This is a genomic window from uncultured Shewanella sp. (genome assembly GCF_947495455.1).
Lineage (GTDB): Bacteria > Pseudomonadota > Gammaproteobacteria > Enterobacterales > Shewanellaceae > Shewanella.
In genome coordinates, this window is the sequence record NZ_CANLZC010000130.1 from 1 (window position 1) to 13639 (window position 13639).

The following is a 13639-nucleotide window of genomic DNA, read 5'->3' on the forward strand; positions in this document are numbered from 1 at the left end:
CAATGCCATGAAAGTTCCCAAATAAAATCAACTTCCTGGGAATCACCTGTGAGTAAAAAAACTGGGGATTCATCAGTTCCGGGTGTGTACGAAGTGACATTATTAGGAGCAAGGCAATATGCCATGAGAGTGTGGTTAGAGCCTCATAAAATGGCGGCTAAGGGAGTCGAGGCCGCGGATGTGATAGCCGCTCTGGAAGATTATAATTTACGTTCGACGGCGGGTAGCATGGACAGTGCTTGGATCACTTTGGAGCTCAGTGCGAGTACCAATATCAGTTCTCAGGAAGCCTTTGATAATATCGTGATCCGCCATGTGAATGGGCACTTTGTTCGAATAAAAGATATTGGTTACAGTGAATTTGGAGCGGTAGATTACACTCAAGGTGCTATTTATAAGGGAGATCCTGCTGTTATTATGGCGGTATCAAGCTCTGATCATACTAATGCGATAACCACAGCCAACAAGGTTATTGAGTTGTTACCTCTGCTGCAAGCAAAGGCACCAGAAGGCTTAAATATTGAGTTAAATTGGAATGTGACCGCATTTAGCCAAGCTGTGGTAGACGAAGTGTATCGCGCCTTTATTGAGGCCATAATTTGTGTGTTTATTATTATTTGTCTCTTTATGGGGTCGATTCGAGCGATTGCGATCCCTTTAGTGACTGTGCCTTTTTCTATTTTGGGCGCGGCAATGGGCATGTATGCCATGGGTTATAGTTTAAATTCCTTAACACTATTAGCTTGGGTGCTGGCTATAGGGCTGGTAGTGGATGATGCGATTATTCTGGTAGAAAATACTCATCGCCATATCATGCAAGGAATGGGGCCATTTGATGCAGCGTTGAAAAGTGTCAGTGAGCTGCGTATGGCCATTATCACCATTACGCTATGCATCGCCATTGTGTTTATTCCTATTGCCTTTGTTCCCGGTTACACCAGCGCATTATTCACTGAATTTGCCTTAACATTATCCTTTGTTGTGGTGATTTCTGGTTTATTGGCATTATTTGTATCACCGTCCATGTGCAGTAAATTGTTACAACAGCGAATGCAAGAGAGCCGCTTTACCCATTATTCAGAGCACTGTTTCCATATTATTCGAGTGCAATACCGCCGTTTATTAAGGCAATTATTAACCATGCCGGGATTTGTTGGGCTGATTTTTGTTGGATTAATGATAGGGGGGGGAGTGCTCTATAACAAATTACCCACTGATTTAATGCAGTTAGAAAATACGGGAGCAATAAACACTTTAGGTTTAGGGCCAGATAATGCCAATTATGAGTACATAGCGCATTACAGCCAACCTTTAGCCCATATTTATCAGTCGATTCCAGAGGGAAAGGCTTGGGGTATGTTTAATGGCATACCTGCCTTTGGTGGGGCGACGAATAGCATGAGCTTTATTTTGCTGAAACCTGAATTCCTGTCTAAAGAAGATGAGATTTTGGATCAAGTTCAACGTCAGGTATCGGAACTCGGCGGTTTTGAAGCTTTTTCATTTAAACTCAATACCGTGCCAGGTGGCGATCAACAGCCATTAAGCTTTGTACTCACCACTTCAGGTTCTTACGAGGAATTAAGTTACCAAGTGGATAAGTTAATGAACATACTTGATAATTACCCAGGCATTATGAGTCAAAGTACGACGTTTAGATTCGATAACCCGTTATTACAGCTAAATATAAACCGAGATAAGGCAGCCGAGTTAGGTGTGAGTGTGGCATCGATCAATGACACATTGAATACCTTTTTGGGAAAACCTGTGTCCACTTTTTTTGAGCGAAAGGGCTATAGTTATCAAGTGATCCCTCAAGTCCCAAGAGCTTTTAGAATGGGGGGGGATGATCTGAAAACTGTCTATGTCCGCAGTGATAGTGGCGACATGATAGGGTTAGACAATTTGGTGAGTGTGACACAAACAGTGGTACCACAAACCTTAGCGCAATTTAATCAAATGCGTTCAGCGACGATCACTGCCAGTATTGGAGCTGATTATACTTTAGGCCAGGCAGTTGCTTTTTTAGAAGATTACGCCGCTCACTCTTTGCCCAATCACTACGGGTATGATTTTACTTCACAAGCTAGAGATTTTTTACGTTCTGGTTCTCAGTTGTCTATGGCCTTTAGTTTTGCATTGATCTTGATATACATTTTGCTTGTGATGCACTTTAATAGTTTTGTCGATCCTCTCATTGTGATGTTGAGTGTGCCCCTTGCCGTTGTGGGAGCGCTTTATTTGATGTATTTAACGGATACGAGCTTAAATATATACACGAAAATGGGTTTGATCATGTTGGTGGGACTCACCAGTAAAAATGGTATTTTAATTGTGGATTTTGCCAATCAAATACGTGTTGAAGGCAAGCATCTTCGTCAGGCTATTATTGCGGGCGCAGCAACGCGATTAAGACCCGTACTCATGACCGCGGCCGCTATGGTGTTTGGCGCTTTACCGTTAGTGATCTCAAGTGGCGCTGGAGCCGTAGCGCGCAATCAAATTGGTTGGGTGATTATTGGGGGAATGGTGCTTGGAACCTGTTTGACTTTATTTGTCGTGCCTGTGGCTTATTTGTTTATTAATGACAATGTTAAACGGTTTGGGAGCCACAATGAAGGACACTCTGCGAATGCAACAAGTCTGAATTGACTCAAAGGTGCTTTGGATATTGATTGGCGTATTCTGGGCTTATTATAGGGAATGTTATGATGCCAGATAGTAAAATAGATTGGGTGTTATTGATTGCTGTGTTGTCTGTGAGTTGGCTAATTGCATTTGATGTTACGGCATTTGCCATTGCAATGACCCATTTGACTGATATTTTTCAAGCCGATCTTAATACCGTGCAATGGGTGTTTAATGGTTACATGTTAATGTTTGCCATGTGGGTGATACCTGCAGGGTATTTGGCTGACACTTACGGCCCTTTTCGTATGTTAATTGTGGGCATGAGCATTTTTTCTGTGTTTGCTTTGTTGGGGGGATTTGCTCAATCCATTGATGTGTTAATTGCTTGTCGCATTGCCATGGGAATAGGCAGCGCTTTTTTATGGCCTGCCTTGTTAGGAAGTTTGGCTCATATTTTACCTTCTGCTTATATGAGTTGGTTGGGGGGACTCATGTTAGGGGCGGCAGGGCTTGGTAATGCATCGGGCTCATTATTAAGTGGCGTGATATTAGCTTATGTTGATTGGTCATGGATCATGTGGTTCAATGTTCCTGTGGCTTTGATTGCCTATGCCTTTATGGGTAAAAAAATAGGTCAACTTAACATTATTAAACAACATAAAGCGGTTAATTTATGGAGTATTTTTTTACTCATGATAGCAGCTTTCTCCTTATTTTTAGCTTTATATCAAATTGGTGATGATACGGCTTCTATGGATGAGGCCATGAGTTTGTTTCTGGTCTTTTTGGTGAGTTTTTTATTGTATTTATATTGCGATCTTAAAATGTTAAAAACCCCTTTGATACCAAGATTGTTAATCAATAATCATCAATTTAGGGTGATTCTATTTTGTGTGTCTTTTATTTCTATGGGCTTTATCGCCGTTTTGGTCATGTTACCTCATTACTTGATGAGTCAATTACATTTCACCTCCGTTGAGGCTGGGCTGGCACTTCTACCTACGATTATTGCTTATACTTTTTTGTCGCCGTTAACGGGAAAAATAGGCCAATATATTTCAGCGAAATATGTGGTGTTCTTGGGCTACTGTGCAATGATTTTGGGTTATGTATTACTGCTTGATATTTCATCTTTGCCTGTTTATGGTCAATTGGTTTGGACTTTTGTATTGGTGGGGGTGGGAGTGGGGTTAGTTTATCCTGTGATCATGGCTCAAGCGATTCGATTAACGGGGAAAGAATACGTCAGTATTGTGGGAGGGGTAGTGTATATGGTCAGGCTTTTTGGGGGGGCGTTAGGCGTTGCATTATCCACTTTATGTATTAAGCTCTCAACCAATTTATTGCAGGGGCTTTGGCATACGAGTTTACTTTTTTTATGCCTATTATTGATAGGATTGATGGTCTGGTTAATCAGTTTTAAAGCTTTAATCAGTGTGAAAGCGTCTACATAAGTGGATTTATTATCCATTACTTGGCATTTAGATGAAATAACAAAATCGGTGATGTTTGATTGAGTGGATCTGGTGTTTTAATCCAGAATACACTATACCTAACAGGTTAATCACAAAAATGATTGTTGGTAAAACAAAGCTAGTCTTAGAGATTGCGCTAAGGAAGTATGAGGGCCACTTTATTGAGGGATACTCATGCTTAAATGGATGATTCTTGTAAAACTTACCTTTGATGTCTTTCGATGCTTTTTTCACCCTATTACTTGTTTTTATTATTCCTTTATTTATAGGCGTTTTTTTATTCGACTTTTTATTCGACTACAGCGTGCTTCGGCAGTATGTGTCTTGATGACACTGACATGGGGCTGCATGAGCTTAGATCCCAGTTATGAGCTGGGTATGGCGGCGCAAGAGACACGCCGTATCAATGGCACACTGGATCCTAACGAGGCTTGGCAATTAGATGTACAAGCTGCCAGTCCTGCGTGGAATGGTCATTCTGATTTGAGCTATGATGCCGCCGTATCGGTTGCCCTGCAAGGAGATCCGAGTTTACGTATGGCCTTGGCAAAAATTGTCGAGCAGCGTGCATGGTATGTACAGCAAGGCTTGCCGTCAAACCCCAGTATTGGATTTGGTATTGGTGCCGCTATCGATGGCATAGTGGGGGCGCCTATGTTTGTTCAAGGCATGCAAATGTTAAGCTGGCTTTGGAAGAACCCTCATAAAGTGGCCATGGCTGAAGCGGATCTGAAAGCGGCTGTGTATATGGCTGGCCAGCAAAGTGTGATTATACTGGCCAGAACGCGAATTGAATTGGCGGCGGTATTAGCGGCGCAAGAACGATTAGCATTAGATAAAGAATATCATGAGCTAACGGAACAAACTCTCGCACAAGCCCACAAAGCGAAACGGGACGATGCACTGTCAATGGTGAATATTCAGCGCGCTGTGGTTGAAAATGCAGAAGCTATGCTGGCCGTTGTTGAGAGCGAACACCAGTTGCGTGAAAAAAAATATTTATTGCTCAATACTATGGGGATCCCCAATGCCAGTATCGATTGGAAGGCCATGGGATTTCTTCCGCCTAAATGGAAAATTCCTACAGATGAAGCGGCGTTATTGACATTGGCGAGAGATAATCGGTTAGACGTGGCAGCAGCACTTGAAAAAGTGAATATGATTGAAGCCGGTTTAGGGCTGGCTAAAACGAAACGTTTACCAGATGTGAGTTTAAATGTGGCTTTTCAGAAAAACTTTAATGATAGGGAAGCCATTTTAACTGGGTTTTCTTTTAGTTTGCCTATTTTTGATAATGGCGATCCAGCTGTGGCTATGGAGATGGCTAAGCTTACTCAGGCGAGAATGGCGCTCTTATCTTTGAGTGAAAAAGCGCAAAGGGAAGTCTTAACCAGTTATAATAGATTATTAGAAGCCCGCTCCCAAATGGAGATCATTAATAAGACTCAGCTTGAGGCGGCATTATCGGCACAAAATAGCAGTATTCATGCTTATTCAAAAGGCCTTATTGATTATAATACGGTATTAATGACCCAAAGAAGTCACGTGTTAACCGCAAGGCATTTAATTCAACTTAAGTTTGCCACTATGCAAGCTATGTGTATGCTACGTCAGGCGATTGGTGGCAGCTTTAATGCTCAATTAGGCGCCGTGCCTGACATAGATATCCATTGACGCTTAAATCATGCATAAATCTGTGTGTTAGCGTTCAAGACTATATTGTATCGCTCAAGGCTGTATTTTAGCGTTTAATATGCAAAAGCAGGTTATTTAAATCACTAGTATCTAAGTCACTAATACTTAAATCACTAATATTTGAACGCCTAATATTAAAGGATGCAATATTGTAAGCTCAGCATTAAAAGTGCTGGGCTTTTTTTGTTTGATGTTTATTAATATCGAAATGAATATTAATAAATAATATCTTTTGTTTTAGTACAAAAGGGTAATGCATTTTATGAATATTTGTTGATATGTTATTTCCCCAACAGAAAAAAAATCAAGATGCTCTTGATCCCTTTACCGATTTTGATGGAAGACTCATCGTTTATTGATATTTGAAATCATCGGCTTTAATGGGGTGTTGCTTACAATAATAATTAGGGTTTATTTAAAAACATCAAAGTCGATATTTTATTTAAGTGTGCCTTAAAAGACGTTAGGATACTTTTGAGGCCGGTTTAATACCGTTAAATGAATAAAGTCAAAAGTGGTGATGCTTTTAAATGCACCTCCTAAGGAGAAATGCAAATGAATTTAGCCTGGCCATTTAAATCTTCGTCATTTAAAGCATCGGCATTAAGAATGACGCTTTTAACAAAAAAATCCGCTGCTTTGCCTATGGAAACACATAAAGCCTTTCCCTTTAAAATGCATATCTGTGCAGCACGAGTTAATCAGACTTTTAGGGGGACTCCCTTAGGGTTAATGGGCATGGGCATGGGCATATTGTCATTAGGAATGACATTTCAGGCTTTAGCACAAGGGTATTATATTGATGAACAAAGTGCTAAACGATTAGGCGATGCTTTTTCAAGCGGTGCAGCCGATGCCAGTGATGCCAGTACTGTGTTTTATAATCCCGCAGGTATGGTGCGCCTCGATGGTATGCAGCTGGTGGGCAATTTCAGTGGCGTCTATACCCAAACGGATGTGACTATGTCCGGAGTCAGTTTTGATGCCAGTTCAGCGACACTATCCAGCCCCATTCAGGGGGCAGAGCAAGTTAAGCTTGATGAAAGCTTTCTTATTCCGTCGGTCTATTTTAGTTATCAGTTGTCCCCCAGTTGGCACTTAGGTGCCAGTTTAAATGTGCCTTATTCCAGTGGTTCAGAATTTAATACCGATTTTGTGGGACGTTATTTCAGCCTTAAATCGGACATAACCAGTGTGAATTTGGGTTTGATGGCCTCTTATCGAATTTCTGCTCAATGGAGCGTAGGTTTAGGGGTGAATTCACAGTATATCGAAGCAGAAATTCAAAATCAGGTCAATAGTTCAGGGATCTGCCAGTTAGGGATTGCCTCGGGAATGTCTGCGGATCTGTGTGTTGGATTAGACAGCTCAGGTACTTATACTGATGATGGTAATGTGAAAATGAAAGGAGACGATCTTGCCTTTGGCTATACGTTTGGCGTCTTGTATCAATGGGATTTTCATACTCGATTTGGTCTTAATTACCGCAGTAAAATCAGTCATACATTAACGGGTGATGCCACCATCAGCGCGCCTGATATTGTCGGTATGGTTGAACCTATGTTGACTTCACGTGTAGAAGGGGGCTCTGTTGAGTTAGTGACCCCTGAAACATTGGACTTAAGTGGCCTATATCAATTAAACGAGGACTGGCATCTACAAGCGTCAGCCAGCTGGTTTCGTTGGAGCCAGTTTGAAGCCTTAGATATCGAATTGGACAATGGTGGCGGGTTTTCGACGGCGCAAAATTGGGATGACAGTTATCGCCTCGCGGTTGGATTGGGTTATCAATTGACACCGCATTGGGTATTACGGACTGGAATGGCTTATGAGAGCACGCCAGTGCCCGATGAAACTGTCTCGTTAGATTTTGCTTTTGGCGATTTTTATGCTTTATCTATGGGGGCCAGTTATCAATTCAGTGATACCTTATATTTTGATCTGGGTTACCAGCATACCTTTAGCTTTAACCGAGATATCGCTCAAGGTTCGCTGATTGTCGACAGCGCCGAAGTCTCTGGCAATGTTGAAACGTCTATTAATTCATTAGCGTTGGGGGTCAATTGGCTATTTTAATGCAAGAGGAAAAAAGCCATGGGGGGGCATCCGCCTCCTTAGCGCGCGGTGATGAATTAACCCGCCCGCTAAGCACTATGGACGCGAGAGATCCGACATTAATCAGCGGCTTGGATTCTGGAACTTATCCTCATAATGGTGTGAATACAAAGCAGGAGGTTGAGGATAACATTGAAGATAGTCAAGCTAGCAAGACGGTAAAGGAGTCAAGCCAAATTGCATGCAGTAATGACAATGCGAGTGACAGCCAAACAGGGATGCAAAATGATTTAATCGATTATCGTCATGCATTGAATGAAGTGGCTTTACCGTTAGCCTATGTGGATTTAACAAAACTTGATGCCAACATTGCGGCTTTAATGCTGCAAGCGAAGGATTTACCGGTTCGCATCGCCTCTAAGTCGATTCGCAGCGTAGCCATGTTGCGTTATTTATTGGCTAAAAGTAAGAAATTGCAAGGCGTTATGTGTTTTCATCCTCAAGAGGCGGCGTTTTTAGCCGAGCAAGGACTGGACGATTTGCTCGTTGCTTATCCGTCTATGCAAAAGGCGGCTATTTCGTCCTTAATTCCGTGGTTACAAAAAAATAGGCGTATTGTGCTAATGGTGGATGCCCTTGAGCAAGTTTTGCTTCTCGATGCCATAGCACAAGGATCAGGTGTGTGCTTTTCGGTTTGTATGGACATAGATGTGTCTCTGTCTATACCCGGACTGCATTTCGGCGTGCATCGCTCTCCCATTAATAGTGTTGATAAAGCCCTGTCTTTATACCAACACATTAAACAAAAACCGGGAGTAAATCTTGTTGGTGTCATGGGTTATGAGGCCCAAATAGCTGGGCTTGGGGATAGGGTGCCAAGGCAGTATGTTAAAAATTTAGCCATAAGAGGCTTAAAAAGCGTAAGTATTCCAAGGGTGGCTAAGCGTCGACAAGAGGTGGTGGCGGCATTAACGCAAGCAGGGGCTCAACTGGCGTTTGTAAATGGGGGCGGCACGGGTTCTCTTCACTCAACGTCACAAGATCACAGTGTGACTGAAATGACGATAGGCTCAGGCTTTTTTTGTCCTCATTTGTTTGATTACTATGATCACTTATCTTTAGCGCCTGCGGCAGGCTTTGCCCTTGAGGTGGTCAGGCAGCCCAATGGAAGTCGAGTGACCTGTGCTGGAGGCGGCTATTTAGCCTCAGGATCAGCCGATAGTTTCAGAGCGCCTATTCCCCATTTACCCAAAGGATTGTCACTGGATCCCAATGAAGGTGCAGGAGAAGTACAAACGCCCTTATGTCTTGCGCCTGATCTTTTGAAAACACAGCCTTTAACTGTGGGAGACAGTGTGTTTTTTAGGCATGGAAAAGCGGGGGAACTGTGTGAGCGTTTTACCACACTCTATGGCATTCGTAATGGGGCCATTGAGCAGCATTTTCAAACCTATCGAGGAGCTGGAATGTGTTTTTTGTAATGCATTTCTATTTTGTCAGTGTCCAATAAGGATAAATTGGAGAGCAGTCGATGCCAGAAGACTATGATTTAAAGCATGATTTAACACATGATTTTACTGATGACTTGACCTATGACTTTGCCATTATTGGCTCTGGGCCATCGGGCAGCGTATTAGCCCATTATTTGACAAAAGCAGGTGCCCGTTGTGTGATGTTAGAAGCCGGTAAGGGATTGAATAAACAGACTTACCCCAGCAATGAGTTGCATGCAAACAGTCAGCTTATGTGGAATGGTGGAATGGATACCTCAAAAGATGCCCAGTTACTCTTTTTACGAGGAAAAGTCCTTGGAGGCGGCAGTGTGGTGAACCAATGTCTGTTGGATAGGTTCGATGCCTTGGCGCTAAATGATTGGCGAGCCCAGTCCAATGTCAGTTGGCATGAACTCACTGAGTTTGAGCGCCATTATGACGAAGTCGAATCCCATTTTGCATTACATCATTTCACTTCAAATGAACATCAAACCAATGCCAAGCTTTTTATGCAAGGGTTAGATAAGTGTGGTATGCAATGGTCGCCGCTGCGTCGTGGACAATCCCAATGTGGGCTTAATCATGACACTGGGCAAGCCAATGATTGTATGCAGTGCTTAGGCGGCTGTGTACGGGATTCAAAGCAAAGCATGCCAGTCACCTTTTTAAAAAAAGCTCGAGCTCAAGGGTTAAATGTGTTAACAGATTTTCATGTGGCACAAGTGATCCACGGGCAGCATTTTGTGTCCATTTACGGCCACCAACTGGGCCAAGTTCGCAACATTCGTGCTCGTCATTGCATTTTAGCCGCTGGAGCCATAGGCACCACAGAGCTTTTGTTAAAGTCTGGATTTTTGCCTGCGTTACCCGCATTGGGGCAGGGCTTTACTTGCCACCCACAACGGATGAATATTGGTCTGTTTGATGAGGTGGTGGATGCTCATAAAGGCACTTTTCAAAGTGTGAAGTCCGATGATCCCAGTTTCAGAGAACAAGGTTTTAAATTGGAAAATGTGTTTGCAGGCCCCATTGCCATCAGCATGCTGAAACCTGGCTTTGGCCGTGAACATCAAGATTTTGTGCAGCAATACCGTCATATGGCTTGTATCGAAGTGGCGGTGAGAGATGCCACTGCAGGGCAAATCTTGTTGAATAATCAAGGCAAGCTTGTGATCGATAAACGGCTCAATCAAGCGGATCTTAAGCGCATTCAAGCCGGGCTCAATGCCGTCGATCGTGTCTTTGATGCGGTGAAGGCCAAATCAGTGCTAAAGTCTCCTTTTTCAATTGGTTTGCACTTAATGGGGGGCTGTACTATGGGAGACACGCCTCGAAGCAGCGTGGTTAATAGTGACTTTGGTGTCTGGAAGCATAACAGACTCAGTATTGCAGATTCTTCTATTTTCCCTAATGCACCAGGGATCAACCCCAGTTTGACTATTATGGCCATGGCGCATAAAGCCAGTGAAAGCTTGTTAGCACAATATGCCAGCCCCCATGTGTATTATCAACATAAGCCAACTAAGTCCCTTTTGGCCGACGCTTCTCTTGTTCAGAAAGGCGCACCACTTAGCGAAGGACTGAGTAAAGGCTTATTGAGTAAAGAGGGTAATAACGAGACGGCCACTGGATAACGCCTTAATGCAGCCTGATTTTAGAAGAGATTGTCAAATGAAGATTGTCAAATAGAGATAGGCTAACAAACTTCTGAGCCTAGCTGAGACAATACCGTGTACTGCTATAAAAAAGTACTGCTATCAAAAAATTCAAATCTAAAATAGTCGCTAATGCTGAGTATTATAGGGCGTTAGTGCTATTTTAACGGGAAAATGAGGAAGAGTTTGATATGGTTTATTCAAAATATTTAACACCAAGAGCTTATCAAGGCTTATTGCGATTAGGCGATGTGTTATTACCCGGAACGGCCCATATGCCAAGGTTTTCGTCGACCCATAGTAGTGAACATGTGGACGAGGTTTTAAGGGCCACCGCTGATAAAGACAGAGAAGATTTAGTGTTAGTCTTATCTCTGTTTAGTGTGTTACCTATCGGGCTGGTGGGTTTTTTATTGCGCTATGCCAGCAAGGTGTCCTCGGCGCCAATTGTCCCGACTCCATTAGTGAGTGGGCTGCACAGTATGCGGACCTGGTGGAAGACCCAATGGCGCTTATTGGACTTAGGCCTCAGAGGTGTGGTGTTTAGTGTGTATTACTCAGGGCTCAATAATGGCTTGAGTCAAACCCCCAATGTGCATCGACAAATGGATTACCAGTTAGCGTGCCTGCCAGAGCGAGCTGAACAGTCAATTCGAGCCACCGATTAACCTGGAACGTTATTGTAGAACTGTTTTAAAGAAGTATTATCAAAAAGTCTTGCCAAACAGTCGTGTCAAAAAAAGTCGTGCCAAAAAAGGAATAAAGCAGTCATGAGCGTCAAAGTAGCCCAAGAGAAGACATTAAAAGAAAAGACATCCCAAGAAAAGACATCAAAAGACAATAGAGATGCAGCGCAAAGCCAAACCGTGCAAAACCTGCACGCGGCTCAAGGGGAAAAAGCGTGCGAGAGTACTCAAGTGCAAGTGGAGTCTAGCATGATCACGGCGCGATTAGCGCAACAACGTTTAGTCAAAAGCAGCATCAAGGAGCGTCTTGCGGGCATAAAAGCCATACGCAATAGCTTGTTTTCCCAGCGAGAAAAGATCATTGATAAGATAGTGCATGAGACTGGGAAATGTCGCACAGATGCGCAGCTAGCTGAGATCATGGGGGTGATAGATTATGCCGACTGGCTCTGTGATCATGCCGAAAAAATCTTAGCCGATACTAAAGTGGCCACGCCCATTAGCTTGATGGGAAAAAAATCTTTTGTTAGCCATTGTCCTCTAGGTGTTGTAGCGGTGATTTCGCCTTGGAATTACCCTTTTCATATTAGCTTTACTACAGTTTTGGCGGCGTTGGCAGCAGGTAATGCCGTATTACTCAAGCCATCAGAAATCACGCCATTAACTGGAGTGATAGAAGATTTAGTGTCTGCTGCGCCTGTGTTTCATGAGTGCGTGCAAGTCCTCTACGGCAGCGGTGAAACGGCTCAGAGAATGATCGCTTCAAAACCTAACAAAGTCATGTTTACAGGCAGTGCCAAAACAGGCAAAAAAATTCTTGCACAAGCGGCGCCTTTACTTATTCCTGTGGAACTCGAATTAGGCGGAAAAGATGCTATGTTAGTCTTTGATGATGTCAATATTCATCGTACGGTGGCGGGGTGCTTGTGGGGTGGGCTCACCAATGCGGGACAATCTTGTACCTCTGTGGAATCTGTGTATATTCACTCATCCATTTATGCCGATTTTGTGGCGAAATTAAAAAGTGAGTTGGCGACCCTGATACAAAATAATGGTGATGCAGGGGATGCCGATATGGGGGCCATCACGGCCAGTTTTCAGCATCAAATCATTGCTGAGCAAGTGCGTGAAGCCACCGCATTGGGGGCCAAGGTTTTTGTGCCCCATGAGCATGACGTTGCGCAAAAGCAATCAGGATTAAGCCAATCAGAGTTAGGTCAATCAGGGCTAGACCAATCAGCAGCCAATCAGCAAGCACAGGCATTTTATCCATTAACTCTGATTGAAGGCGCCACAGATCACATGAGTGTGATGCACAGTGAAACCTTTGGTCCTGTCATGACCTTGCATGCTTTTGAGGATGAGCGGGAAGTGATTGAGCGTTGCAACGCCAGTGAATTTGGCTTGAGTGCCAGTGTGTGGAGTAAAGATTTAACTCGTGCCAAAAGAGTGGCGGCGCAGTTAGAGGTGGGCGCAGTCTCCATTAATAACGTCATGCTCACCGAAGGCAACCCCAATTTACCCTTTGGCGGCACCAAGCAAAGTGGTTTTGGCCGTGTCAAAGGCGCCGAAGGCTTACTGGGCATGACTTATTCAAAAGCCTTTATTGTTGATAAGCAAAGTAAAAACATCGAAGCGAATTGGTACCCTTATACGCGGCAAAAGTATCAGCTTTTCGATAAGTTAATGGAGGCTATGTACAGTTCGGGCCTTAAACGTTGGCTTGATTTTGCCAAAGTGGGCTTGAAACTTGAGTCGTTTTCTCAGAAAAAACGCGGCGAATAGGGGGGGGATTGTTAGTGGTTTTGTTTAGCGACAGAATGGCAACGCTATTTTAATAACAACTTCCATGTTTAAGAGCCAGTTCGGCATCCATGCCTCTTATATGGACTCCCGTGAGTAATCAACCTTTTTGTTCAGTAAAATGAGTAAATGCGAACTTATATACG

Annotated in this window: 8 protein-coding genes; all 8 read left to right on the forward strand. The window is 43.3% G+C overall.

Features of this window, described 5'->3' with window-relative positions; translation table 11 throughout:
* Positions 1–48 precede the first annotated feature (48 nt).
* Positions 49–2652, forward strand: a complete 2604-nt coding sequence (locus tag Q0791_RS22265; protein WP_299011338.1) for an efflux RND transporter permease subunit — start codon at positions 49–51, stop codon at positions 2650–2652.
* Between the two features lie 56 nt (positions 2653–2708).
* A complete protein-coding gene (locus Q0791_RS22270; RefSeq protein WP_299011339.1) occupies positions 2709–4085 on the forward strand; it encodes an MFS transporter in 1377 nt (458 codons plus the stop codon).
* A gap of 348 nt (positions 4086–4433) precedes the next feature.
* Positions 4434–5780: a TolC family protein gene (locus tag Q0791_RS22275; RefSeq protein ID WP_299011340.1), complete on the forward strand. Its 1347-nt coding sequence runs from the start codon at positions 4434–4436 to the stop codon at positions 5778–5780.
* A gap of 576 nt (positions 5781–6356) precedes the next feature.
* A complete protein-coding gene (locus Q0791_RS22280; protein WP_299011341.1) occupies positions 6357–7877 on the forward strand; it encodes an outer membrane protein transport protein in 1521 nt (506 codons plus the stop codon).
* Complete coding sequence (locus Q0791_RS22285) at positions 7865–9337, forward strand: amino acid deaminase/aldolase (RefSeq protein ID WP_299011342.1); 1473 nt, start codon at positions 7865–7867, stop codon at positions 9335–9337. The genes Q0791_RS22280 and Q0791_RS22285 overlap by 13 nt, the downstream gene beginning before the upstream one ends.
* Positions 9338–9387: 50 nt before the next feature.
* On the forward strand, positions 9388–10983 hold the full coding sequence (locus Q0791_RS22290; RefSeq protein ID WP_299011343.1) for a GMC family oxidoreductase: 1596 nt from the start codon (positions 9388–9390) through the stop codon (positions 10981–10983).
* Positions 10984–11195: 212 nt separating this feature from the next.
* Positions 11196–11672 carry a hypothetical protein gene (locus Q0791_RS22295; protein ID WP_299011345.1) on the forward strand — a complete coding sequence of 159 codons (477 nt, stop codon included), beginning with the start codon at positions 11196–11198 and terminating at the stop codon, positions 11670–11672.
* Between the two features lie 102 nt (positions 11673–11774).
* The gene (locus Q0791_RS22300) at positions 11775–13475 is read left to right on the forward strand and encodes an aldehyde dehydrogenase family protein (RefSeq protein WP_299011347.1); all 1701 of its coding nucleotides are present in this window, start codon (positions 11775–11777) and stop codon (positions 13473–13475) included.
* Positions 13476–13639 lie beyond the last annotated feature (164 nt).

What these genes read in the sequence shown, in the direction of transcription:
- Q0791_RS22270 (WP_299011339.1), top strand. Translation starts at nt 2,709, where the DNA reads ATGATGCCAGATAGTAAAATAGATTGGGTGTTATTGATTGCTGTGTTG.
- Q0791_RS22275 (WP_299011340.1), top strand. Translation starts at nt 4,434, where the DNA reads ATGACACTGACATGGGGCTGCATGAGCTTAGATCCCAGTTATGAGCTG.
- Q0791_RS22280 (WP_299011341.1), top strand. Translation starts at nt 6,357, where the DNA reads ATGAATTTAGCCTGGCCATTTAAATCTTCGTCATTTAAAGCATCGGCA.
- Q0791_RS22290 (WP_299011343.1), top strand. Translation starts at nt 9,388, where the DNA reads ATGCCAGAAGACTATGATTTAAAGCATGATTTAACACATGATTTTACT.
- Q0791_RS22295 (WP_299011345.1), top strand. Translation starts at nt 11,196, where the DNA reads ATGGTTTATTCAAAATATTTAACACCAAGAGCTTATCAAGGCTTATTG.
- Q0791_RS22300 (WP_299011347.1), top strand. Translation starts at nt 11,775, where the DNA reads ATGAGCGTCAAAGTAGCCCAAGAGAAGACATTAAAAGAAAAGACATCC.